The sequence below is a fragment of the Cellulosimicrobium sp. GQ32 genome (assembly GCF_059758455.1).
This window is the reverse complement of sequence record NZ_JCAXEP010000020.1, coordinates 1-22,927: the sequence shown is the minus strand read 5'-3', so window position 1 is coordinate 22,927 and position 22,927 is coordinate 1. Positions and strand designations below refer to the sequence as shown.

The window sequence follows — 22,927 nt, the reverse complement described above, 5'->3', positions numbered from 1 at the left end:
GCGCGAGTCGGGGAGCACGGCCAGGTCGATCGGCTCGCCGGTGTCCTTGCTGAGCAGGATCTTCTCGTAGTTGTTCCAGTCGAGGGCGGCCTCCGCGGCCGCGGGTGCCTCGGCACCCTCCTCGTGCCCCGGGTGGGCGGACGCCCCTCCGATCGTCAGCGGTACCAGCATCACGGCTGAGACCGCCGCAGCGGCGTAGCGGGACCACCTTCGGTGGCCTGGGGAAAATCTGTGCACAACGTCCTCCTTGACGCACTAGGGGAGCCGAGCAGCCTGCACCGTGAAGGCGAGGCACAGGGTCTCTGGCCGCGCTCCTCCGTGGCTCGCGCCGGTCGGCGCCTGCGAGCGCTCGACGCTGAGGCTGCACGTGCGACCGATCGGGGATGCCCGTGTCAGCCGACGAAACCCGACCGTACCTTCGGGATCTACTTTTGTCGACGTCTAGTCGAAAGATGCATGTCGTGGATCTCTGTTACGCGTGCTTGCTATGCACAAGTAGTGAGTCGTTCGCCGACCAGTCGCCCAGGGACAAGTGCGCGGCGCGCCGCAACGCCCGACGGCGGTGGCGGTGGCGGACGCAGCGTCGTCCGGACTAGACCCAGGGGTCGGTGATCTCGCGCAGGCGCGCGAGCTGGCGCCGCAGGGAGGCCATGCCGCGGACCCCGAGGTGCGCGGTCCACTCCGCCTCGACCCGCGCCAGCTCCGCCGCGGCGACGCGCGACGCCGCCTCGCCCTTGGCAGTCACGCGCACGAGGCGGGCTCGACGGTCCGCGGGGTCGGGGACGCGCTCGACGTATCCGGCGGCCTCGAGCTGGTCGACGAGGAACCCCGCGGTCTGCTTGGTGATCTCCGCCGCCTCGGCGAGCTCCGTGAGGCGCGTGCCGTGTGGCCCGACCCGCTGGAACACGCGGAGCTGCGCGGGCGTCGCGTCGTCGAACCCCGCCCCCCGGACCGCGGTGTAGACCCGCAGCTCGAGCGCGCGGTACGGGATGAACAGGAGCAGCCCGGTGTTGAGCTCGTCCTGCTCGCTCACGTACGCCTCCGTGGGTGGCCGAGGGTTGCTATCGTCAGTCCGGCTGACTAAAGTAGTCAGATCATCGTATCAGTTCTGGAGGCGCTCCGATGAGTGCACCCGACTACTGGATGACGGAGGAGGACGTGTGGGCGGCCGTCGCGACCGCTCGGGCCTCCTTCGTGGACCTCGTCGCCGGTCTCGACCCCGCCGACTGGGAGCGCCCCAGCCTGTGCACGGGATGGCGGGTCCACGACGTCGCCGCGCACCTCACCCTCGCCCCCGCCTCCTCGCGCGCGGCTCTGGCGCGCGGGCTCGGGCGGGCGCTCGTCCGCGGCCGCGCGAGCTTCGACGGGATGATGGACCTCCTCACGCGCGAGGCCGGGGCACGCCCGCGCGAGGAGGTGCTCGCCTTGCTGCACGCGGGCGTCGCGTCGCGTCACCTCGCCCCGGGGACCTCGTCGCGCGTCGCCCTCGTCGACTCGCTCGTCCACGCCCAGGACGTCGCCGTCGCGCTCGGGATCGACCTCCCCGCACCGCCGCTCGCGTCCCGCGAGGCCGCCGAGCGCGTGTGGGCGGTGTCGTTCCCCTTCCGCGCCCGGCGGCGGCTCGCCGGGTTCCGCCTCGTCGCCGCCGACGTGCCGTGGCAGCGCGGCGAGGGCCAGCAGGTGACCGGCTCCATGACCGCCCTGCTCCTGCTGCTCACCGGGCGACCCGCGGCCCTCGCCCACCTGGACGGTGACGGCGCCCGCCGCCTCGCCCGCTCGTTCGCGCCGCACGACCGGGAGGAGCTCCCATGAGCACGCCCGCCCAGGTCCTCGCCGTCGCCGCCGGCCTGCTCCACGTCGGTGTCGGGGTCGTCGAGGCCTTCTTCTTCCACCGACCCTGGGCCCAGCAGTTCCTGCTGCGCAAGCGCTTCTCGCCGCCCGAGGTCGCGTTGTGGGCGTTCAACGTCGCCTTCTACAACATGTTCCTCGGCGCCGGGACGGTGCTCGGGGTCGTGCTCGCCACGAACGGCCTCGTGGACGAGGGTCGGACCCTCGTCCTGTACACCGCGGGCTTCATGACCCTCGGCGGCGTCGTGCTGTGGATCTCCGACCACCGCCTGTGGACCGGGACCCTCGGCCAGTCCGGGTTCGGGCTCGCGACCCTCCTCGCGACGCTCGCGTCCTGACGGTTCCCGTCACCCGGCGCGTTGCTACGGTCGGAGGGTGAGCAGCGCCGCGCAGCCCCTGTCCCACGACCCGTCCTGGCCCCGGGCGGGCGGCTGGCCCCCGCTCGGCGGGGACGCCGACGTCGATGTCGCGATCCTCGGGGTCCCGGCCTGGCGCACGTCGCTCTCCCCCACCGGCGCGCACGCGACGCCCGCCGCCGTGCGCGACGCGCTGCGCCGGTTCAGTCCCGCGCTCGCTCCCGACCGTCCCCTGCCCGACGGCGGGCCCTCCGCCCGCGTGCGGCCCGCGGCCGCGACGGGGCCGGGCGGGACGAGGGCTGTCGCGAGCGAGCGAGGAGCGTCGTCGGGCGGTGCCGGGCCTGTCGACCTCGCGCGCCTCGCGTTCGCAGACCTCGGCGACGTCGACGAGCCGGACGGCGCGGAGGGCGAGGCGCGGACGCGCGCGGCGGTCGGCGCCGCCCTGGAGCGCGCGCGCCTGCTCGTCGCGGTCGGCGGCGACAACTCCGTGACCGTCGCGACGGCGCTCGGCGCATGGGGCGACGACCTCGGCACCGCGGGCCTGGTCACGCTCGACGCCCACCACGACCTGCGCGACGGCGTGTCGAACGGGTCGCCCGTGCGACGGCTGGTCGAGGCAGGGCTCGACCCGAGGCGGGTCGTGCAGGTCGGGATCGCGGACTTCGCCAACTCCGCCGAGTACGCGCGACGCGCGGTGGAGCTGGGGATCACGGTCGTGCACGTCGACGAGCTGCGCCGCCGCGGCCCGGAGGACGTGATGCGGGCGGCGCTCGCGATCGCCGGCGCCGCGGGCGGGCCGGTGCACCTCGACGTGGACGTCGACGTGTGCGACCGGTCCGTCGCCCCGGGCTGCCCCGCGAGCGTCCCCGGCGGCATCGCCGCGTGGGAGCTGCGCGCCCTCGTCCGGGCCGCGGCGGTCGACGAGCGTCTCCGCTCTGCCGACGTCGTCGAGGTCGACGCCACCGCCGACGCCCCCGACGGTCGAACCGTCCGCCTGGCGGCGCTCTGCGTCCTCGAGCTCGCCGCGGGCCTCGCCCTGCGTGCGCCGGCCCCGAGCCCGGCGCAGACCTAGCCAACCCTCGACCGAGCGGGCGGTCCCGGTCGGTCGAACGGGCGGTCGTGGCGCGCCCCGCGGTCGGGACGCGCCCGGGTCGCCTGTTCGGCGGGTGGTCATCTCGAGGGGAGGAGGACGGCGTCCTTCCAGACCGCCGCGACGAGCGGGACGCCCGGGCGGTAGGCGAGGTGGGTGCGGCTCGGGGCGTCGAGCAGCACGACGTCGGCTCGCGCGCCCGGGGCGAGGTGCCCGACGTCGGCGCGTCGCAGCGCGAGGGCGCCGCCCGCGGTCGCGGACCAGACGGCCTCGGCGACGGTCATGCGCATCTCACGGACCGCGAGGGCGACGCACAGCGGCATCGACGACGTGTAGCTCGACCCGGGGTTGCAGTCGCTCGCGAGCGCGACGACGGCGCCCGCGTCGAGGAGGCGTCGCGCGTCGGGGTACGGCTGGCGCGTGGAGAACTCCACGCCGGGGAGCAGGGTCGCCACGGTCCCGGCGACCGCCCCCGCGCCCGACGTCGCCCCGGTCCCGGGCGCCGTGCCCGCGGCGGCCCCCGACCACGAGCCCGCGAGCGCCGCGACGTCGTCGTCGGTGAGGTAGGTGCAGTGGTCGACGGCGGCGGCGCCGAGCTCGACGGCGAGGCGCACGCCCTCCCCCGGGCCGAGCTGGTTGGCGTGCACGCGCACGCCGAGACCCGCTGCGGTGCCGGCGTCGAGGACGCGGCGCGCCTGCTCGGGCGTGAACGCGCCGGTCTCGCAGAACACGTCGACCCACCGCGCGTGGGGCGCGCACGCGGCGAGCATGTCGCCGCACACGAGGTCGACGTACGCGTCGGCGCGTCCGGCGAACTCCGCGGGCACGACGTGCGCCCCGAGGAACGTCACCTCCGGCGTCACCTCGCGCGCGAGCCGCACGGACCGCTCCTCGTCGGCGACCGTGAGCCCGTAGCCGCTCTTCACCTCGACCGTGGTCGTGCCCTGCCGGGCCGCCTCGTCGAGGTGCCGCGCGAGGCCTGCCCGCAGGACGTCGTCGGGCGCCGCGCGCGTCGCCGCGACGGTGGAGCGGATGCCGCCCGCCTCGTACGGGCGGCCCGCCATGCGCGCCTCGAACTCGGCGGCGCGGTCGCCCGCGAACACGAGATGCGTGTGCGAGTCGACGAACCCAGGGATCACCGCGCGTCCGCCCACGTCGACCGTGGCGTCCGGCGCGCGACCGTCGAGCGCGCGCCCGACGGCGTCCCGCGCCTCGCGGGCCGGCCCGGCCCAGGCGACCCGGCCGCCGTCGAGCAGCACGACGGCGTCCGTCACCAGCCCGGTCGGGTCCCCTTCACGCGCACCGGGACCGCCGGGCACGTTGGTCGTCAGCTCGCGGATCCCGGTGAGCAGCGTCGACCCGCCTGCCGACCCCGGCCCCGACCCCGGCCCCGACGGCGCCGAACCCGGGGTTTCGGGCGAGCCGGCCGCGGAAGCCACCCGTATCCCCGGGTTCGGCACCGGGGGGTGGGCCATCAGGACTCCCGCGTCGGGACGCGGAGGCCGTTCCGCTCGGCCGTGGACACCGCGTCGTCGTAGCCCGCGTCGACGTGGCGCAGCACGCCGAGGCCCGGGTCGTTCGAGAGCACGCGCGCGAGCTTGGCCGCGGCGAGCGGCGTGCCGTCCGCGACGGACACCTGGCCCGCGTGGATCGAGCGACCCATGCCGACGCCGCCGCCGTGGTGGATCGAGACCCACGTCGCGCCCGACGACGCGGCGGTCAGCGCGTTGAGCAGGGGCCAGTCGGCGATCGCGTCGGAGCCGTCGGCCATGGCCTCCGTCTCGCGGTACGGGGACGCGACCGACCCGGCGTCGAGGTGGTCGCGACCGATGACGACGGGCGCGCTCACCGCGCCCGACGCGACGAGGTCGTTGAACGCCAGCCCCGCGCGGTCGCGCTCGCCGTGCCCGAGCCAGCAGATGCGGGCGGGCAGGCCCTGGAACGCGACCCGCTCCTGGGCGGCGCGGACCCAGCGGTGGAGGTGGTCGTCGTCGAACAGGTCGAGCACGGCGGCATCGGTCGCGGCGATGTCGCGCGGGTCGCCGGACAGCGCGGCCCACCGGAACGGCCCTTTGCCCTGCGCGAAGAGGGGCCTGATGTACGCGGGCACGAACCCCGGGAAGTCGAACGCGCGGCCGTACCCGCCGCGGCGCGCCTCGTCGCGGATCGAGTTGCCGTAGTCGAACACCTCGGCGCCCGCGTCGAGGAACCCGACCATGCCCTCGACGTGCCGGGCCATGGACTCGCGCGCGCGGTCGGTGAGCTCGTCGGGCTTCGCGGCGGCGTAGTCGGCCCAGTCCGCGAGGTCCACCCCGACCGGCAGGTAGGACAGCGGGTCGTGCGCCGACGTCTGGTCCGTGACGACGTCGACCTCGACCCCGCGCCGCAGCAGCTCCGGCACGACGGTCGCACTGTTCCCCTCGACGCCCACCGACAGCGCCCGGCGCTCGCGCCGGGCGTCCTCGACCAGGCGGACCGCGGCGTCGAGGTCGTCGGCGACGGCGTCGAGGTACCGCTCGCGGACGCGGCGGTCGAGGCGCGACCGGTCGACGTCGACCACGAGGCACGCGCCGCCGTTGAGCGTCACCGCGAGCGGCTGCGCACCGCCCATGCCGCCGCACCCGCCGGTGAGGGTCAGCGTCCCGGCGAGGGTGCCCCCGAACCGCTTGGCCGCGACGGCCCCGAGCGTCTCGTACGTGCCCTGGAGGATGCCCTGCGCGCCGATGTAGATCCACGACCCGGCCGTCATCTGGCCGTACATCGTCAGGCCCATCGCCTCGAGCCGCCGGAACTCGGGCCAGGTCGCCCAGTCGCCCACGAGGTTCGAGTTCGCGAGCAGCACGCGCGGCGCCCACTCGTGCGTCCGGAGCACCCCGACGGGCTTGCCCGACTGCACGAGGAGCGTCTCGTCGTCCGCCAGCGTCGTGAGCGTCCGGACGATCGCGTGGTAGCTCGGCCAGTCACGCGCCGCCCGGCCCGTCCCGCCGTAGACGACGAGGTCGTCGGGCCGCTCCGCGACCTCGGGGTCGAGGTTGTTCATGAGCATCCGCAGCGGTGCCTCGGTCTGCCACGACCGCGCGGTGAGGGTCGTGCCGCGCGGCGCGCGGACGGGGACGGGGGTGCCGAGCTCGTGGACCATCTGTCTCGCTCCGTTCGGTTCTGGTGGGGTCTCAGGCCAGGTGCCCGACGGCGGCACTCGCCGCCGCGGTCACCGCACCGGTCGCCACGAGGCGGGTCACGGCCTCGATGTCCGGCGAGAGGTAGCGGTCCGGTCCGGGGCCGTCGACGACGGTCCGCACGAGGTCGCGCACCGCCCCGGTCCCCCGCGCCGGGGCCGGCTCCGAGCGCGTCGAGCCGTCAGCCATGGCGGGGTCCAGGGACCTGTGGGGGGCCGGCAGGTCGGGGGCGCAGCGCAGGTCGAGGGCGCGCGTGGCCGTGAGCAGCTCGATCGCGAGGACGCGGCCGAGGCCGTCGACGGCGCGGCGGAGCTTGCGCGCCCCGGCCCAGCCCATGGACACGTGGTCCTCCTGCATCGCGGACGAGGGGATGGAGTCGACGCTCGACGGCACCGCGAGCCGCTTGAGCTCCGAGACGATCCCCGCCGCGGTGTACTGCGCGATCATCAGCCCGGAGTCGACGCCCGGGTCGTCGGCGAGGAACGGCGGCAGGCCCTCGTTGCGGGCCTTGTCGAGGAACCGGTCGGTGCGACGCTCGCTCATGCTCGCGACGTCGGCCGCGGCGATCGCGAGGAAGTCGAGCACGTACGCGACCGGAGCGCCGTGGAAGTTCCCGTTCGACTCGACGCGCCCGTCCACCGTGACGACCGGGTTGTCGATCGCCGCCGCGAGCTCGCGGCGCGCGACGGTGGCCGCGTGCTCGATCGTGTCGCGCGCGGCGCCGTGGACCTGGGGCGCACAGCGCAGCGAGTACGCGTCCTGGACGCGCGTGCACTCCGGGCGTCCCTCGGCGTCGAGCGTGCGGTGGCTCGCCACGACGGGCGAGCCGTCGAGCAGGGCGCGCAGGTTCGCGGCCGACGCCGCCTGGCCGGGGTGCGGGCGCATCGCCACGAGGTCGGCCGCGAACGGCGCGTCCGAGCCGAGCAGCGCCTCGACGCTCGCCGCCGCCGCGACGTCGGCCGTCGTGAGCAGGGACCGCAGGTCGTGCAGCGCGAGCGCGAGCATGCCGAGCATGCCGTCCGTGCCGTTGATGAGCGCGAGGCCCTCCTTCTCGCGCAGCGCGAGCGGCGCGATCCCCGCGGCGGCGAGCGCGTCGGCGGCGGGCACGAGCGCGCCGGTCGCGTCGCGGACCTCGCCCTCGCCGAGCGCGGCGAGCGCCACGTGCGCGAGCGGTGCCAGGTCGCCCGAGCAGCCGAGGGAGCCGAACTCGCGCACCACGGGCGTGATCCCGGCGTCGAGCATCGCGGCGTACGTCTGCGCGACGGCGGGGCGCGCGCCGGTCCGTCCGGTCGCCAGGGTCGCGAGCCGCAGGAGCTGGAGCGCCCGCACGACCTCCCGCTCGACCTCGGGCCCCGATCCCGCGGCGTGGGAACGCACGAGGCTGAGCTGGAGCTGCGCGCGCCGCTCGACGGGGATGTGGCGCCGCGCGAGCGCGCCGAACCCGGTCGAGACGCCGTAGTGCGGGCGGTCGTCGTCCGCGAGCCCCTCGACGACGGCCCGGCTCGCGGCCATCGCCTCGACCGCCGCGTCGGCGAGCCGGACGCGCGCGCCGTGCCGCGCGACGTCGACCACGTCGTCGATCGTCAGCGGGCCGTCGCCCACGACGACCGCGCGCGCGGCGCGGGCCTGGTCGGAGACGGCCGGGGAGTGCGTCGTCGCTGCCATGCCCCCAGGACACACCGCAGTCCGCCGTGTCGGGAGCCCGAGCGGATCGGTTCCGTCTGGGATCCCAGACTGTGGCGGGCACGGGGGCTCACCAAGAGGCGTGCCGGGACACCCGAGGTACCGGCGCGTGCCCTCCCGCGTCGAACGCCGGTCAGCTCAGTCGCGCACGCCAGTCGTCCGGGAGCCCCATGTCGCTCAGAGACACGACGTCGTCGGCGGAGAATTCCTCGAGCAACCTGACGAGCCGGGACGACCAGTCGTCTCCGGGCGCGACTGTTGCGAGGAGGTGTCGGATGATCGCCAAGGCGGGGTAGAGGCGTGCTTGGTCGCGGGGGTCGAGTCCAGCGATGTGTGCCAGATCAGGTATCCCGGCGAGAGCACTGGCTCGCACCTGGTCCGTGAAGTTCCGGTTCCAGAGGCGGGCGTGGTGAGCGCAGGTGTTCCGGGTGAAGTTCAGGACGCGCAACCAGTTCGCCAGCGCCTCCCCGTTCCCGGCGCCGCTCTCGTCCGTGACGGAGCGCTTCCTGGCGATCACGTCACGAGTCGGCCGCCGCGTGTGCTCGTAGAGGATCGACATCATCCCGAAGTCGGTGACCTCGACGGCCACCCAGATGGTCAGATCGCCGTCGTACTTGTCCTTGAAGTGCGCGACGAAGTCCTCCTTCGACCGCGCTTGGAGCTGTGCGAGCTTGCGCAGCCACTCGTCGTGCGCAGACTCCTGCTGCCGCCTCCGGGGGCGGGGCCTGCTGAAACGCCCGTCGAACGCCCGCGGATCCCTGTGGACGTAGGGGTCGCGCGCTCCGAGCGTGTAGGCGAGCTCGACCCGGAGGGCGATCTCGATTCGCTCGATCGCGTCCATGACCAGGAGCTTGAGGCGCCTGTCGAAGTCGTAGAGCGCGACGACCTGGTCCAACCGGGTTCCCGGGACCACCTCGCTGGCTCGAACCGGCCGTCCCCGAGCTGCGCTCTCTGCGGAGTCGATGCGGCGATAGGGATACCAATACCCGCTGAGCCGGTAGTACCCGACGTGCTCCACCGCGTGCAGTGCTCGAGCTCGGTCCACCAGAAGACCACGTTGCTCAAGCAGGTCGACCTGCTGCTCGAGCGTCAGATATGGCTTGGAGTAGGTGACCACGCGCCCCCCTGACGCAATGAAAACCAGCCCGTGACCGACGAAGTCGGGCAGAGGGGCTGGCCGTGTTGATGACAACTTACATCAGGGAGCCGACATTCCCGACGGGCAGCTCGTCGAGCACGGGGTTGCTGTCGTGATGGGCGCGTTCACGACAGCAACCTCGTGCTCGGCGCGTCAGGCCTTCACGTAGGCCGCGAGGTGCTCGCCCGTGAGGGTGGAGCGGGCCGCGACGAGGTCGGCCGGGGTGCCCTCGAAGACGACGCGACCGCCGTCGTGCCCGGCGCCGGGGCCGAGGTCGATGATCCAGTCCGCGTGCGCCATGACCGCCTGGTGGTGCTCGATGACGATGACGGACTTGCCCGCGTCGACGATCCGGTCGAGCAGCCCGAGGAGGTTCTGCACGTCGGCGAGGTGGAGACCGGTCGTCGGCTCGTCGAGCACGATCACGCCGCCCTTGTCGCCGAGGTGGGTCGCGAGCTTGAGGCGCTGGCGCTCGCCGCCGGACAGCGTGGTGAGCGGCTGGCCGAGGCTCACGTACCCGAGGCCGACGTCGTCGAGCCGCTCGAGGATCGCCTTCGCCGCGGGCACCTTGGCCTCACCGGACGAGAAGAACTCGCGCGCCTTGGCGACCGGGAGGTCGAGCACGTCGGCGATGTTCAGCCCGCCGAGCGTGTAGTCGAGCACCGCGGCCTGGAACCGGCGGCCCCCGCAGTCCTCGCACGGCGTCGAGACGGTCTCCATGAAGCCGAGCTCGGTGTAGATGACGCCCGCGCCCTTGCACTCGGGGCACGCGCCCTCGGAGTTCGCGCTGAACAAGGCCGGCTTGACGCCGTTGGCCTTGGCGAACGCCTTGCGGATGGGCTCCAGCAGCCCGGTGTACGTCGCGGGGTTGCTGCGGCGCGACCCCCGCACCGCGCCCTGGTCGATCGTCACGACGTCCTCGCGCCGCGAGACCGAGCCCTCGATGAGGGAGCTCTTTCCCGACCCGGCCACGCCCGTCACGACGACGAGCACGCCGAGCGGGATGTCGACGTCGACGTCCTGGAGGTTGTGCGCGTCGGCGCCGCGGACCTCCAGCGCCCCCGACGACGTCCGCACCGCGTCCTTGAGCGTCGCCCGGTCGTCGAGGTGGCGACCGGTCACGGTGTCGCTCGCCCGGAGCCCGTCGACCGTGCCCTCGAACGTCACGTGCCCGCCGGCCGTGCCCGCGCCCGGGCCGAGGTCGACGACGTGGTCCGCGATGACGATCGTCTCCGGCTTGTGCTCGACGACGAGGACGGTGTTCCCCTTGTCGCGCAGCTGGAGCAGGAGGCCGTTCATGCGGTCGATGTCGTGCGGGTGCAGACCGATGGTCGGCTCGTCGAAGACGTAGGTGACGTCCGTGAGCGACGACCCGAGGTGGCGCAGCATCTTGATGCGCTGCGACTCGCCGCCCGACAGCGTGCCCGACGGCCGGTCGAGGCTGAGGTAGCCCAGCCCGAGCTCGACGAACGACGCGAGGTTGTCGCCGAGCGCGTTCACGACCGGCGCCATGTTCGGGTCGTCAAGATCCCGGATCCACGCGGCGAGGTCGGTGATCTGCATCGCGCACAGGTCGGCGATGTTCACGCCGCGGATCTTCGACGAGCGCGCCGACTCGGACAGGCGCGTGCCACCGCAGTCGGGGCACGGCGCGAACGTCGCGGCGCGCTCGACGAACGCGCGGACGTGCGGCTGGAGCGAGTCGACGTCCTTGGAGAACATCGACTTCTGGATCTTGGGGATCAGGCCCTCGTAGGTGACGTTGATCCCCATCGCCTTGATCTTGGTGGGCTCCTTGTAGAGGAAGTCCTGCATCTGCTGCTCGGTGAACTCGCGGATGGGCCGGTCGCCCGGGAAGAACCCCGACTCGGCGAACCCGCGCACCATCCACCCGTCGGCGGTGTACCCCGGGACCTTGATCGCGCCGTCGAGCAGGGACTTCGAGTCGTCGAAGATCTCGGTGAGGTCGAGGTCCGAGACCGCGCCGCGCCCCTCGCACCGCGGGCACATGCCGCCGTGGTAGATCGCGTTGCGGACGATCGTCTTCTCGCCGGTGGCCGACGTCATGATGCCGCTCGCCTTGCGCGCGGGGATGTTGAAGGAGAACGCCGTGGGCGGCCCCACCTGCGGCTCGCCGAACCGGCTGAACAGCACCCGGAGGATCGCGTTGGCGTCGGTCACCGTGCCGACGGTGGACCGCGGGTTGGCGCCCAGGCGCTCCTGGTCCACGACGATCGCGGTGGTGAGCCCCTCGAGGACGTCGACGTCGGGGCGGTCGAGCGTGGGCATGAAGCCCTGGAGGAACGCCGGGTACGTCTCGTTGATGAGGCGCTGCGACTCCGCCGCGACCGTGTCGAACACGAGCGAGCTCTTGCCAGACCCCGAGACGCCCGTGAACACCGTGAGGCGCCGCTTGGGGATCTCGACGCTCACGTCCTGGAGGTTGTTCGCCCGCGCCCCCTGGACTCGGATGACGTCGTGCGCGTCCGGGTCCTGGGGCACCGAGGTCTGGGTTCCCGTCGTCGTTGCCGTGCTCATCGTGTCTCCTCGTCGTCGAGCCTCGTCGCGCCTCCACCGGCGACCCGGTCCACCGGCCGGTCGACGGCGTCGACCATCCGACCTCGGCAGTCGAAAGTCTGCCCGAGAGCCGGTCGGTCCGGCGCGTGGATTCTGCTGCGCCGCGCGGCAGACCCGGTGACAGGACCGGCCGCGCGGGCGGAACTCACCGCGGCGTGAGCCGCACGAGCGGGTACTGCCGCTCGGCCTTGCTCTGGTACCTCGCGATGCGCGGCTGCGCCGTCGCGACGCGCTGCCAGGCGCGCTCCCGGTCCGCGCCGTCGAGCTCCTGAGGCGTCGCCGGGACGGGGGCGCGCCCCGGCAGCTCGATCGCGACGTCGTCGGGGTGCGCCGCGAGGTTGGCGTGCCAGTCCGGGTTGCGGCTGCCGCCTCCCGAGGCGACGACGAGGACGGCGTCGCCCTCGTCCGGCAGCCACATGAGCGGCGTCTCGCGCGGCGCGCCGCTGCGGCGGCCGACCGTGTGCAGCACGAGGACGTCCATCCCCATGAACGTCGCCTTGCCGCCACGGACCTTGCGCACGAGGCGCGCGTTCGAGCGGCGCTGCATCCAGCGCGAGAACCGTCCCGGCGTGCCCGGGGTGCGGCCCGCGTCGTTCGTCGTCCGTCCTTCGGTGCTCATCGTCCTGCTCCTCCTGCGTCGGTCCAGCCGTGCCTGCGTGGCCGCGTCGGTCGCGGCCCGCCCGTCCGGGCCGTCGTCCCCGCCCTGGTCACCGGCGACGACGGCGGTCCTCAGCGCTCGTCCAGCACCTCGCCGTCGAGCGCCTCGTGGTCGGTGGTGAGGCCGAGCGTCGCCCCGACGAGCGGGACGTCGCGCGCGGCCTGCGCCGCCGTCTGCATCGCGGCGGCCGAGTCCCACCGCCAGATGTCGAGGTACGTCCCGTCCTCGAGCCGGACGAGCGTGGCCGCGGTGAACGCGGGGTTCGCCGCGCGCAGCCCCTGGATCAGCGCGCTGCGCTGCTCGAGCATCTGGGCCAGCCGGCCCGTCTCCACCGTGTACCGGTGCGTCCTGACGACGGCCATGGTCGTCTCCTCCCGATCCTGCCCGACGCCTCTCGCCGTGCCCTTCCAGGCTCGGCCCGGGCGGTCGCGCGAACAACGGCCGATCCCGCAACGGTGGTTGCGTCCGGGGTTAACGAACGCGACGATCGTCGGGTGGAGCTGCGTGACATCGAGATCTTCCTGACGCTCGCCGAGGAGCTGCACTTCGGGCGCACGGCGGAGCGCCTGCACGTGTCGGCGCCCCGGGTGAGCCAGGCGATCGCCAAGCAGGAGCGCCGGATCGGCGCGCCCCTGTTCGAGCGCACCAGCCGGCGCGTCACGCTCACGCCCCTCGGGGAGCAGCTCCGGGCCGACCTCGAGGCCGGGTACCGCCGGATCCTCGAGGGCGTCGAGTCCGCCGCGAGCACCGCACGGGCCGCGCGCGAGACCCTGACGTTCGGCGTCATGGGACCCCTGTGGCAGGAGCTCGCCCCCGTCACGGCGCTGTTCCGCGCCCGCAACCCGCACGTCGACCTGCGCATGCGCGAGGTCCGCATCGACGAGCCCTTCCGCCTCCTGCGCGACGGCGAGGTCGACGTCGCGCTCCTGTGGCTGCCCGTCGAGGAGAAGGACCTCGCGGTCGGCCCGGTGACCTTCACCGAACCGATCGTGCTCGCCGTCGGGAGGACGCACCCGCTGGCCACGCGCTCGTCGGTGTCCGTGGCGGAGCTGGCCGACGAGAACGTCCTGCCCTCCGGGCTGCCGGTCCCCGACTACTGGGAGGACGCCGTCAGCCCCGTCCCCCGCAGCGAGCCCGATCGCGGCGGCACCGCGCCGACGCGCGAGGAGGTGCTGTGGCGCGTCATGTCCGGCGACGGCGTCGCCGTCGCGTGCGCCCAGGGCATCCGCTATCTCGAGCGTTCGGACGTCGCCTACGTACCGCTCGACGAGCGGCCGGTGCTGCGCTGGGGGCTCGTCCGGCGCGCCGGGCCGATCCCCCCGCTCGTCGCCGAGTTCTCCCAGGTCGCGGCCGAGCTCGGGCCGCTCGCTCTCACGCTCGACCTCGAGGCCGCGGGGTCGAGCGGCCGGGTCTGACGACCTCAGCGGCGCTGCTGGATGCGGATCTCGTTGCCCGCCGGGTCGCGGAACGCGCAGTCGCGCACGCCGTAGGGCTGGTCGATCGGCTCCTGCACGACCTCCGCCCCCGCCGCCTCGATCCGCGCGAACGTCTCGTCGACGTCCGCCGTCGCGAGGTTCACGCCGAAGTAGGCGCCCTTGGCCACGATCTCCAGGAGCGCGCGCTTGTCGTCGTCGCTGAGGCCCGGCGTCGCGGCCGGCGGGTGCAGCACGATCGCGGTGTCCGGCTGGTCGGCCGGGCCCACGGTGATCCACCGCATCCCCTCGTAGCCGACGTCGTTGCGGATCTCGAAGCCGAGGACGTCGCGGTAGAAGGCCAGCGAGGCGTCGGGGTCGGTCTGGGGCAGGAAGCTGGAGTTGATGGTGAGGTTCATGGGAACGACGCTAGGACCGTCGTCCCGCCGGCGCTTCTCGATTCCTGACCGGTCGCGTGACGCGGCGCGCGACGCACGCCGGCATCCCGTCGAGGCGCTCCGCACCGGGGTCGGTCCCGATGCCGCGTGAGACGGCCGCCGCGGCCGTCCGGGACTCCGCGAGGGCGGGGGACGCGGCGTCGGACTCCGCCGCGCGACGTCGGTACACGCTCGGCGGTACGCCCACGAGCTCCGTGAACCGCGTGCTGAACGTCCCGAGCGACGAGCACCCGACCGCGAAGCACACGTCCGTGACGCTCAGGTCGCCGCGCCGCAGCAGCGCCTTCGCGCGCTCGATGCGCCGCGTCATGAGGTACGCGTACACCGACTCCCCGTACGCGGCCTTGAACTCGCGGCTCAGGTGCCCGGCCGACACGTGCACGCCGGCCGCGAGCGCCGCGACGTCGAGCGGCTGCGCGTACTCGCGGTCGATCCGGTCCCGCACGCGCCGCAGCCGCGCGAGGTCGCGCAGGCGCTGGTCGTCCGGCAGGGTCGTCACGCCTCGATCGTGCCACGCGCCTACCGTGGTCTCCATGCCGAGCGACGTCCCCGCCGCGCGCCAAGCCGTCCGCGTGCTCACGTACCTCGCCGCGCAGGCCGGCCCGTCGCCCGCGGCCGCCGTCGCGCAGGGCCTCGGGCTCCCCCGCTCGACCGTCTACCACCTGCTGTCCGTCCTCGTGGACGAGGGCTTCGTGACGCACCTGCCCGAAGAGCACCGGTACGGGCTGGGGACGGCGTCGCTCGCGCTCGGGTCCGCGTACGCGCGCCAGGCGCCGCTCGCCCGCCTCGCGCGGCCCGTCGTCGCGCGCCTCGTCGAGTCGACCGGCGAGAGCGCGCACCTCGCCGTCCTCAACGGTCGCGAGGTCCTCTACCTCGTCGAGCAGCGCGCACCGCGCCGCCCCACGCTCGTGACCGACGTCGACGTCCGCCTCCCCGCCCACCTCACCGCGAGCGGTCGCGCCGTCCTCTCCGGCCTGCCCGCAGCCCAGGTCCGCGCCCTGTTCCCGAACGCCGCCGCGTTCGCCGACCGCACGGGCGTCGGGCCGCAGTCCCTCGGCGCGCTGCGCGAGGTCCTGCGCGGCGTCCGACGGCGCGGCTGGGCGGAGGAGGACGGCGAGGTCACGCCCGGTCTCGCGTCCGTCGCGCACGCGGCGGTGGACCACACCGGCCTCCCCGTCGCCGGCATCGCCCTCACCTTCTGGGCCGACGACGCCCCGCCCGCCCGTCGCGCCGAGCTCGCCGCCGCCGTCGGCCGCGCGGCCACCGAGGTGAGCCGCCGTCTCGGCGCGAGGGAGAACCCCACCCCGCCGAGGGAGAATCCTGGTCCGCCGAGGGAGAATCCTGGTCCGCCGAGGTAGAGCCCTGGTCCGCCGAGGTAGAGCCCTGGTCCGCCGGAGTAGAGCCCTGGTCCGCCGAAGTCGACCCCTGGTCGCGCGAGGTCTGTGGCCGACGACGCGTGGTCGGGTTGGGTGGGCGGCGTGGGTGGTGGTGCCGCGTCTACCATCCGCCGCTCGTTCCTCGCGGCTCCCGCCAGGCCCGCCACGACGCGGCACCACCACCCACCCCGCCCGGCTCTGCCTCGCCCTGGTCGTCGCTCGCCCGGGCTGACCGCCGTCGGGCACGACCACGGCACTACCCCGCGCGACCAGGGCTCTACTCCGGCGGACCACGGCTCTACCTCGCGCGATCGGGGTGCTCCTCGGCGGGCGGGGCCGTTGCGTCCATCGGGCGTGCGGACTAGATTTTTCGGTATGCCGAACTTCGTGTCCCGGGTTGCCGGAAGAACCGCCAGTCGGGTCGTCGCGCTGGCGACGGTGACCGCGCTCGCTCTCGCCGGGTGCTCCGCCGGGACCGACGCGGGCGGTGGGGCCGCCGTCGACGACGGCCGGCCAGTCGTGCTCACGACGTTCACCGTGCTCGCGGACATGGCGCAGAACGTCGCGGGCGACCACCTGCGCGTCGAGTCGATCACCAAGGTCGGCGCGGAGATCCACGGTTACGAGCCGACGCCGGGCGACCTCCGCAGGGCGGCGGACGCAGACCTGATCCTCGACAACGGCATGGGGCTCGAGGCGTGGTTCGGGCGGTTCGTCGACGGGCTGGACGTGCCGCACGTCGTCGTGAGCGAGGGCGTCGACCCGATCGCGCTCGGCGACGACACCGCCGAGGAGTACCAGGGCAAGGACAACCCGCACGCGTGGATGTCGCCCGTGAACGGTCAGCTGTACGTGCAGAACATGGCCGACGCGTTCGCCGAGCTCGACCCCGCGCACGCCGACGCCTACGCGGCGAACGCCGCGGCGTACTCGGCCGAGCTCGCGGCCGTCCATGGCGAGCTGACCGACGCGCTCGACGCGCTCCCCGAGGGCCACCGCGCGCTCGTCTCGTGCGAGGGCGCGTTCTCCTACCTCGCGCGCGACGCGGGCCTCGCCGAGCAGTACCTGTGGGCGGTGAACGCGGAGCAGCAGGCGACGCCACGGTCGGTGGTCGGCGCGATCGAGTTCGTCGAGGAGCACGACGTCCCGGCGGTGTTCTGCGAGTCCACGGTCTCGGACAAGGCGATGCGCCAGGTCGCGCTGGAGTCCGGGGCGGCGTTCGGCGGCACGCTCTACGTCGACTCGCTCTCGGAGCCCGGCGGCCCCGTGCCGACCTATCTCGACCTCCTGCGGCACGACACGCAGACCATCGTCGCGGGCCTCACCGGGACCACGGCGGGGGGCGACGCGTGAGCGCGGGCGCGCGGACGCCGTCGGGCACGCCCGCGATCGACGTGCGCGACCTCACCGTCCACTACGGCGACGTCCTCGCGCTCGACGGCGCGACCCTCGCCCTGGGGTCGGCGGGCGGGCCGGGCACCGTGTGCGGGCTCGTGGGCATGAACGGGTCGGGCAAGTCGACGCTGTTCAAGGCGGTCATGGGCATGGTCCGGCCGGACCGCGGCACCGTGCTGGTCGACGGCGCACCCCCGGCCCGCGCCCGGCGCGCCCAGGCCGTGGGGTACGTGCCGCAGAGCGAGGACGTGGACTGGGCGTTCCCGCTGAGCGTGCGCGACGTCGTCATGACCGGCCGCTACGGCTACCAGGGGTTCACCCGACGCACGCGGCCGGCCGACCGCGAGGCGGTCGCGCACGCGCTCGAGCGCGTCGAGCTCACCGACCTCGCGGACCGGCAGATCGGTGCGCTCTCGGGTGGGCAGCGCAAGCGCGCGTTCGTCGCCCGGGGGCTCGCGCAGGGCGCGACGATCCTCCTGCTCGACGAGCCGTTCGCCGGCATCGACAAGCGCACGGAGGCCACGATCACCGCGCTGCTGCGCGAGCTCGCGGCCGACGGCGCGACCGTCCTCGTCTCGACCCACGACCTGCACGCGCTGCCCGAGCTCGCGGACGAGGCCGTGCTGCTCCAGCAGCGCGTCCTGCTGCACTCGACGCCCGCGGAGGTCCTGCGGCCCGAGAACCTCGCGCTCGCGTTCGGCGTGGAGGTGGCCCCGTGACCGACGTCCTCGCCGTGCTCGTCGAACGGCTCACCGAGCCCCTGTCGTTCGAGTTCCTGCGGACCGCGCTCGCGGTCACGGTCACCGCGGGGATCGTGTGCGGCGTGCTGTCGTGCTGGCTCGTGCTCGTCGGGTGGTCGCTCATGGGCGACGCCGTCTCGCACGCGGTGCTGCCCGGCGTCGTGCTCGCATACGTCGCGGGGGCGCCGTTCGCGCTCGGCGCGCTCGTGTTCGGGCTGCTCGCCGTCCTGCTCATCGGCGCGGTCCGGGACACGAGCCGCGTGAAGGAGGACGCGGCCATCGGCGTCGTGTTCACGACGCTCTTCGCGCTCGGCCTCGTCCTCATCTCGGTGACGCCGAGCCAGACCGACCTCAACCACATCCTGTTCGGCAACCTCCTCGGGGTGTCGCGCGCCGACCTGCTCCAGGTGCTGGCCCTCGGCGCGGTGACGCTCGCCGTCGTCGTGCTCAAGCGGCGCGACCTCACGCTCTACGCGTTCGACCCCACGCACGCGCACGCGATCGGGCTGTCGCCGCGGCGGCTCGGCGCACTGCTGCTCGGCCTGCTCGCGCTGACCGTCGTCGTCGCGCTCCAGGCGGTCGGGGTCGTGCTGGTGGTCGCGCTGCTCATCACGCCCGGCGCGACGGCCTACCTGCTCACCGACCGGTTCTCGCGCATGCTGTGGATCGCGCCGCTCGTCGCGGCGGTGTGCGGGGTCGTCGGCATCTACGTGAGCTACTACCTCGACACCGCGTCGGGCGGCACGGTCGTCGTGGCGCTGGGGGTCGCGTTCGCGCTCGCCTACCTGTTCAGCCCGCGCCACGGCCTGATCGGGACCCGCGTGGTCACCGCACGACGCCGCCGCCTCGCCCGGGTCTGACGTCGCTCTGCCGGATGCGCCCGTTCCGGACGACGGGCGACGTGTCGCCCGCGTGCGCTGTGTGCGAAATCTCCATGAATTCGCCCACGATTCCCTGGCTCTTCTCAGGTTCGACCGGGAGACTGGGTGCCATGTCAGCGAGGACGAGCGAGCCCACGACGCCGCAGCGCACGCGCACGTCTGCCCGGTTCGCCGCGGCGAGCCTGCTCGCGCTGTCCATGATGCTCCCGATGTGCTCGACGGCGAGCGCCGCCGAGGTCCAGCAGCTCATCGCCGACGCGCAGGTCCAGACGGAGACCATCGGGAACGACCTCGACCGCGTGCACGCCCAGCTCCCCGCCCTGCACCCCGTGCTCCGCAACGACGTGCTCGACGCCGTCGAGTCGGTCGAGGCCGCGACGGACGAGGCCCGCTCCGCGCTCGAGCGCGCGACCGACGACGACGAGGCGGCCGACGGTCGCGCCGCCGTCGCGCTCGCCGACGCGCAGGTCGCGCTCGACGCGGCGTCCGCCCAGCTCCGCCACGTGACGAACCTCGCGCACGACGCGGGCGAGGGCGTCGCCGTCGCGCTGGAGCGCCTGCAGGCCCACATCGACGTGCTCCGCGGCGAGACGAGCCGCGCCGGGGTCTGACCCCGCGCCTCGCGAGGCGGCCGCCGCCGCGCGGCCCGTCACGAGGCTTCCTACGATGGCGGGATGCCGCGCATCACCGGGATCGTCAAGCCGCACGAGGCGATCCCCGGGGTCGCCCGCCTCGACCGCGCGGTGAACCGCTGGACGAACCGCCGCGCGCTGGGGGCCGCCGCCGACACCGCGCTCTCCCGGCTCTCGACGTGGGCCGACCACAGCGTGCTGTGGGCCGGGGCCGCGGTCGGGATCGCCGCCACCGGGCGCCGCGGGCGCGACGCCGCCCTGCGCGGCTACGGCTCGCTGCTCGTGTCGAGCGTCCTCGCGAACGTCGTCGGCAAGACCGTGTTCGGGGGCGTGCGCCCGTCGCTCGACGGCCTTCCCCTGTGGCGCCGCGTGGCGGACCCGCCGACGTCGCCCTCGTTCCCGTCGGGCCACTCGGCGTCGGCCGCCGCGTTCGTCACGGGCGTCGCGATCGAGTGGCCGACGGTCGGGCTGGCGCTCACGCCGCTCGCCGGGCTCATCCTGTACTCGCGCCTGCACACGGGCTCGCACTGGTTCTCGGACGTCGCCGCGGGCGCGGCGCTGGGCGTCGGGGTCGCGCTCGCGGGTCGCGTGCTCGTCCCCGGCCGTGCCGAGCAACGCCCCGACGTCCCGGCGGGGCCGCCCGCGGACGTCCCCGCGCTCGACGACGGGGTGGGCCTCTTCGTCGTCGTCAACCCGGCCGCGGGGTCGGGCCGACTGCTCAAGGAGGACCCGCTCGTCGCGCTGCGCGAGGGCCTGCCGCGAGCCGCGGTGCACGTGCTGAGCGAGGACGACGACCTGCGCCGCCTGTTCGACGACGCCGCCGCGGACGGCGCCCGCGCCCTCGGCATCAGCGGTGGCGACGGCACCGTCTCCACGGCCGCAGCGGCGGCCCGCGCGCACGACCTGCCGCTCGCCGTCTTCCCCGGCGGCACGCTCAACCACTTCGCGCGGGCGGCCGACCTCACGTCCATGGGCGCGACGGTCGCGGCCGTCCGTACCGGCTCGGGCGTGACGATCGACGTCGCAGACCTCGAGGTCGACGGGGCCGACGGCCCGCCACGGACGGTGCTCAACACCTTCTCGGCGGGCGTCTACCCCGAGCTCGTCACGGAGCGCGAGAAGCACGAGCACCGCCTCGGCAAGTGGCCGGCGGCGGTGCTCGCCGCGGCTCGGGTGCTGCGGCGCGCGCACCGGGTGCGGATGGCGGTGGACGGGCACGAGGGTGAGTACTGGTCGCTGTTCGCCGGCGTGAACCGCTACTACCCCCAGAGCCTCGCCCCGGTCGAGCGACGCCGGCTGGACGACGGCGTGCTCGACGTCCGCACGGCGCGCGCGGAGCGGCGCGCGAGCCGGCTGCGCACGTTCCTCGAGGTCGCGGCGGGCGACACGGGGACCTGCCTCGCGCGCCGGGTGCCCGGCGTGCGGCGGCACCTCGTCGTCGACGCGACGGCGGTCCCGACGCTCGAGCTGCGGTTCCCCGCCCAGGGAGCGGTGGTCGGCCCGGACGAGCCCTCCGCGCCCGACGGCGGGGCCTCGCCCGAGGCCGCCGGACCGCTACCCGTGGTGCTGGCGCACGACGGCGAGACTCTCGCGCTCGACGGCGGCGGCGCGGTCACCGTCCGTCTCACGATGCGGCCCGGCGCGGTGCGGATCTACGCGCCACGCGACCCGACTGCGGGCTAGGACGTCGCTTCTCTCCCTTTTGTCGTGCTTTCACCGACATCGGGGAGAACTCCCCCTGTTCAGACACACTCGACATGGCCCACAATGAGCCCCGCACGCGCGCGGACGACCCGTCCGCGCCGCCACAGGACCCGGCCACGTCGGCCCACCCAGAAAGCAGAAGAACATGGCCCAGCAGTACCCCGCCGCCCCGCAGGCCCCCGCCGGCTACGCCGCCCCCATCGAGGACCCGGGCAAGACCCTGGGCATCGTGGGCTTCGTGCTCGCGTTCGTCTTCGCCATCGCGGGCATCGTCGTCAGCGCGATCGCGCGCAAGAAGAGCAAGGAGGCGGGCTTCGACAACCAGCTCGCCAAGTGGGGCCTCATCCTCAGCATCATCTTCACGGTGCTCGGCGCCATCGGGACGATCATCTACATCGTCGCGATCGCCGCGCTCGTCGCGAACGGTGCCGTGACCTCGACGTACTGACGTCGCAGCGCCTCCTGCCGGCGCCTCGTCCGACGGCCGTCGTCCCTCCCGGGGCGGCGGCCGTCGTCGTGACCCGTGCGCCCCACGGGCTGCTCCGGGCCGTCCACCCGGCACGCCCGCCGGGTCGCGGAAGATCCCACGGCCGGGCACGGTTGAGACGGCGCACGACCGCGCCGCCGGTGAGAGCACCAGTCCGCCGACGGTCGACCGACCGCAGGAGCACACGATGACCGACACGACTCCCTCCACCCCCGCCGGGCCGGAGCGCACCACCTCCGGGCCGCCGTCGGACCCCACGACGGTCGAGCTGGGCCTCGACACGTTCGGCGACGTGACCGCAGGCCCGGACGGTGCGCTGCTCAGCGGGGCGCGCACGATCCGCGACGTCGTCGAGGAGGCGGTGCTCGCGGACCAGGTCGGGGTCGACTTCTTCGGCGTCGGCGAGCACCACCGCGCGGACTTCGCCATCAGCGCGCCCGAGGTCGTGCTCGCCGGGATCGCGACGCGGACGTCGCGCATCCGCCTCGGCTCCGCGGTGACCGTGCTCAGCTCCGACGACCCGGTGCGCGTCTTCGAGCGGTTCTCCACGCTCGACGCGCTGTCCGGCGGGCGGGCGGAGGTCATCCTCGGGCGCGGGTCGTTCATCGAGTCGTTCCCGCTGTTCGGGTACGACCTCGCGGACTACGAGGTGCTGTTCGAGGAGAAGCTCGACCTGTTCGTCCGCCTCCTGGACGAGGGTCCGGTCACGTGGTCGGGCACGACGCGCGCGGGCCTGGCCGACCAGGAGGTCTGGCCCAAGACCGAGAGCGGTCGGCTCCGCACATGGGTCGGCGTGGGCGGCTCGCCCGAGTCGGTCGTGCGGACCGCGCGGCACGGGCTGGGCCTCATGCTCGCGATCATCGGCGGCGAGCCCGAGCGGTTCCGCCCCTACGTGGACCTCTACCACCGCGCGGTCGAGGAGCTCGGCAACCCGGTGCTGCCGGTCGGCGTCCACTCGCCCGGCCACGTCGCCGACACGGACGAGCAGGCGCAGGAGGAGGTCTACGAGCACTTCGCGGCGATGAACAACCGCATCGGGCGCGAGCGCGGCTGGCCCGCCTACCACCGCGGGCGCTTCGCCCACGACGTGCGCGACGGGTCGCTCTACGTCGGCTCGCCCGAGACGGTCGCGCGCAAGATCGCCCGGACGGTGCGACTCCTCGGGGCCGGCCGGTTCGACCTCAAGTACTCGACCGGCACGCTGCCGCACGAGACGATGCTCCGCAGCATCGAGCTCTACGGCACACAGGTCATCCCCCGCGTCCGCGAGCTCCTCGCGGAGTCCTGAGCCCCACCCGCGCCCCCGCCCGCCCCCG

At 74.2% G+C, this 22,927-nt stretch carries 22 protein-coding genes; 12 read left to right on the top strand and 10 right to left on the bottom strand.

What is annotated here, in order from left to right; genetic code table 11:
- Positions 1-592: 592 nt before the first annotated feature.
- The gene (locus AC6CH9_RS20660) at positions 593-1,033 is read right to left on the bottom strand and encodes a MarR family winged helix-turn-helix transcriptional regulator (RefSeq protein ID WP_498156577.1); all 441 of its coding nucleotides are present in this window, start codon (positions 1,031-1,033) and stop codon (positions 593-595) included.
- A gap of 89 nt (positions 1,034-1,122) precedes the next feature.
- Here AC6CH9_RS20660 and AC6CH9_RS20655 point away from each other — a divergent pair, with 89 nt between their 5' ends.
- From AC6CH9_RS20655 to AC6CH9_RS20645, 3 genes are read left to right on the top strand one after another with little or no spacing between them, the layout of a single operon-like run.
- A complete protein-coding gene (locus AC6CH9_RS20655) occupies positions 1,123-1,812 on the top strand; it encodes a maleylpyruvate isomerase family mycothiol-dependent enzyme (protein ID WP_498156576.1) in 690 nt (229 codons plus the stop codon).
- The gene (locus tag AC6CH9_RS20650; RefSeq protein WP_498156575.1) at positions 1,809-2,186 is read left to right on the top strand and encodes a DUF1304 domain-containing protein; all 378 of its coding nucleotides are present in this window, start codon (positions 1,809-1,811) and stop codon (positions 2,184-2,186) included. The genes AC6CH9_RS20655 and AC6CH9_RS20650 overlap by 4 nt, the downstream gene beginning before the upstream one ends.
- Positions 2,187-2,223: 37 nt before the next feature.
- Positions 2,224-3,276, top strand: a complete 1,053-nt coding sequence (locus AC6CH9_RS20645; RefSeq protein ID WP_498156574.1) for an arginase family protein — start codon at positions 2,224-2,226, stop codon at positions 3,274-3,276.
- Between the two features lie 98 nt (positions 3,277-3,374).
- On the opposite strand, the gene AC6CH9_RS20640 is transcribed toward AC6CH9_RS20645, so the two are convergent.
- From AC6CH9_RS20640 to AC6CH9_RS20610, 7 genes are all read right to left on the bottom strand, one after another.
- Positions 3,375-4,733, bottom strand: coding sequence for an amidohydrolase family protein (locus tag AC6CH9_RS20640; protein ID WP_498156573.1), 1,359 nt, complete (start codon positions 4,731-4,733; stop codon positions 3,375-3,377).
- A 35-nt stretch (positions 4,734-4,768) separates the two neighbouring features.
- A complete protein-coding gene (gene hutU, locus AC6CH9_RS20635; RefSeq protein WP_498156572.1) occupies positions 4,769-6,433 on the bottom strand; it encodes a urocanate hydratase in 1,665 nt (554 codons plus the stop codon).
- Positions 6,434-6,464: 31 nt separating this feature from the next.
- Positions 6,465-8,135 (bottom strand): histidine ammonia-lyase, encoded by a 1,671-nt coding sequence (hutH, locus tag AC6CH9_RS20630; protein WP_498156571.1) that lies wholly within the window; start codon positions 8,133-8,135, stop codon positions 6,465-6,467.
- Between the two features lie 151 nt (positions 8,136-8,286).
- Complete coding sequence (locus tag AC6CH9_RS20625) at positions 8,287-9,270, bottom strand: Abi family protein (RefSeq protein WP_498156570.1); 984 nt, start codon at positions 9,268-9,270, stop codon at positions 8,287-8,289.
- A 174-nt stretch (positions 9,271-9,444) separates the two neighbouring features.
- Positions 9,445-11,829, bottom strand: coding sequence for an ATP-binding cassette domain-containing protein (locus AC6CH9_RS20620; protein WP_498156569.1), 2,385 nt, complete (start codon positions 11,827-11,829; stop codon positions 9,445-9,447).
- A 184-nt stretch (positions 11,830-12,013) separates the two neighbouring features.
- Positions 12,014-12,487, bottom strand: coding sequence for a nitroreductase family deazaflavin-dependent oxidoreductase (locus AC6CH9_RS20615; protein WP_498156568.1), 474 nt, complete (start codon positions 12,485-12,487; stop codon positions 12,014-12,016).
- A 110-nt stretch (positions 12,488-12,597) separates the two neighbouring features.
- A complete protein-coding gene (locus AC6CH9_RS20610) occupies positions 12,598-12,888 on the bottom strand; it encodes a hypothetical protein (RefSeq protein WP_205205596.1) in 291 nt (96 codons plus the stop codon).
- 132 nt (positions 12,889-13,020) lie between these two features.
- Between AC6CH9_RS20610 and AC6CH9_RS20605 the strand changes: the two genes are divergently transcribed.
- On the top strand, positions 13,021-13,941 hold the full coding sequence (locus tag AC6CH9_RS20605; protein WP_472864956.1) for a LysR family transcriptional regulator: 921 nt from the start codon (positions 13,021-13,023) through the stop codon (positions 13,939-13,941).
- A 5-nt stretch (positions 13,942-13,946) separates the two neighbouring features.
- Here the strand turns inward: AC6CH9_RS20605 and AC6CH9_RS20600 are convergent, their stop codons facing one another.
- Both AC6CH9_RS20600 and AC6CH9_RS20595 read right to left on the bottom strand, forming a co-directional pair.
- Entirely contained in the window at positions 13,947-14,357 is a 411-nt protein-coding gene (locus AC6CH9_RS20600) for a VOC family protein (RefSeq protein ID WP_047231031.1), read from the bottom strand.
- A gap of 10 nt (positions 14,358-14,367) precedes the next feature.
- Positions 14,368-14,895, bottom strand: coding sequence for a helix-turn-helix transcriptional regulator (locus tag AC6CH9_RS20595; protein WP_498156567.1), 528 nt, complete (start codon positions 14,893-14,895; stop codon positions 14,368-14,370).
- 34 nt (positions 14,896-14,929) lie between these two features.
- Between AC6CH9_RS20595 and AC6CH9_RS20590 the strand changes: the two genes are divergently transcribed.
- The 8 genes from AC6CH9_RS20590 (at position 14,930) to AC6CH9_RS20555 (ending at position 22,899) form a co-directional block, all read left to right on the top strand.
- Positions 14,930-15,754, top strand: a complete 825-nt coding sequence (locus AC6CH9_RS20590; RefSeq protein WP_498156566.1) for an IclR family transcriptional regulator — start codon at positions 14,930-14,932, stop codon at positions 15,752-15,754.
- A 393-nt stretch (positions 15,755-16,147) separates the two neighbouring features.
- A complete protein-coding gene (locus tag AC6CH9_RS20585) occupies positions 16,148-17,125 on the top strand; it encodes a metal ABC transporter substrate-binding protein (protein WP_498156565.1) in 978 nt (325 codons plus the stop codon).
- Complete coding sequence (locus AC6CH9_RS20580) at positions 17,122-17,886, top strand: metal ABC transporter ATP-binding protein (protein ID WP_498156564.1); 765 nt, start codon at positions 17,122-17,124, stop codon at positions 17,884-17,886. The genes AC6CH9_RS20585 and AC6CH9_RS20580 overlap by 4 nt, the downstream gene beginning before the upstream one ends.
- Complete coding sequence (locus AC6CH9_RS20575; RefSeq protein ID WP_498156563.1) at positions 17,883-18,767, top strand: metal ABC transporter permease; 885 nt, start codon at positions 17,883-17,885, stop codon at positions 18,765-18,767. The genes AC6CH9_RS20580 and AC6CH9_RS20575 overlap by 4 nt, the downstream gene beginning before the upstream one ends.
- A gap of 131 nt (positions 18,768-18,898) precedes the next feature.
- Positions 18,899-19,399 carry a hypothetical protein gene (locus AC6CH9_RS20570; protein ID WP_498156562.1) on the top strand — a complete coding sequence of 167 codons (501 nt, stop codon included), beginning with the start codon at positions 18,899-18,901 and terminating at the stop codon, positions 19,397-19,399.
- Positions 19,400-19,462: 63 nt separating this feature from the next.
- Positions 19,463-21,103, top strand: coding sequence for a bifunctional phosphatase PAP2/diacylglycerol kinase family protein (locus AC6CH9_RS20565; RefSeq protein WP_498156561.1), 1,641 nt, complete (start codon positions 19,463-19,465; stop codon positions 21,101-21,103).
- A 166-nt stretch (positions 21,104-21,269) separates the two neighbouring features.
- The gene (locus AC6CH9_RS20560) at positions 21,270-21,572 is read left to right on the top strand and encodes a hypothetical protein (RefSeq protein ID WP_204538222.1); all 303 of its coding nucleotides are present in this window, start codon (positions 21,270-21,272) and stop codon (positions 21,570-21,572) included.
- 226 nt (positions 21,573-21,798) lie between these two features.
- Entirely contained in the window at positions 21,799-22,899 is a 1,101-nt protein-coding gene (locus AC6CH9_RS20555) for an LLM class flavin-dependent oxidoreductase (protein ID WP_498156560.1), read from the top strand.
- Positions 22,900-22,927: the final 28 nt, after the last annotated feature.

Excerpts from the sequence above, each read along its gene's own strand:
- AC6CH9_RS20655 (WP_498156576.1), top strand. The coding sequence starts at position 1,123 with ATGAGTGCACCCGACTACTGGATGACGGAGGAGGACGTGTGGGCGGCC.
- AC6CH9_RS20650 (WP_498156575.1), top strand. The coding sequence starts at position 1,809 with ATGAGCACGCCCGCCCAGGTCCTCGCCGTCGCCGCCGGCCTGCTCCAC.
- hutU (WP_498156572.1), bottom strand. The coding sequence starts at position 6,433 with ATGGTCCACGAGCTCGGCACCCCCGTCCCCGTCCGCGCGCCGCGCGGC.
- hutH (WP_498156571.1), bottom strand. The coding sequence starts at position 8,135 with ATGGCAGCGACGACGCACTCCCCGGCCGTCTCCGACCAGGCCCGCGCC.
- AC6CH9_RS20620 (WP_498156569.1), bottom strand. The coding sequence starts at position 11,829 with ATGAGCACGGCAACGACGACGGGAACCCAGACCTCGGTGCCCCAGGAC.
- AC6CH9_RS20615 (WP_498156568.1), bottom strand. The coding sequence starts at position 12,487 with ATGAGCACCGAAGGACGGACGACGAACGACGCGGGCCGCACCCCGGGC.
- AC6CH9_RS20610 (WP_205205596.1), bottom strand. The coding sequence starts at position 12,888 with ATGGCCGTCGTCAGGACGCACCGGTACACGGTGGAGACGGGCCGGCTG.
- AC6CH9_RS20600 (WP_047231031.1), bottom strand. The coding sequence starts at position 14,357 with ATGAACCTCACCATCAACTCCAGCTTCCTGCCCCAGACCGACCCCGAC.
- AC6CH9_RS20590 (WP_498156566.1), top strand. The coding sequence starts at position 14,930 with ATGCCGAGCGACGTCCCCGCCGCGCGCCAAGCCGTCCGCGTGCTCACG.
- AC6CH9_RS20585 (WP_498156565.1), top strand. The coding sequence starts at position 16,148 with ATGCCGAACTTCGTGTCCCGGGTTGCCGGAAGAACCGCCAGTCGGGTC.
- AC6CH9_RS20570 (WP_498156562.1), top strand. The coding sequence starts at position 18,899 with ATGTCAGCGAGGACGAGCGAGCCCACGACGCCGCAGCGCACGCGCACG.
- AC6CH9_RS20565 (WP_498156561.1), top strand. The coding sequence starts at position 19,463 with ATGCCGCGCATCACCGGGATCGTCAAGCCGCACGAGGCGATCCCCGGG.
- AC6CH9_RS20560 (WP_204538222.1), top strand. The coding sequence starts at position 21,270 with ATGGCCCAGCAGTACCCCGCCGCCCCGCAGGCCCCCGCCGGCTACGCC.
- AC6CH9_RS20555 (WP_498156560.1), top strand. The coding sequence starts at position 21,799 with ATGACCGACACGACTCCCTCCACCCCCGCCGGGCCGGAGCGCACCACC.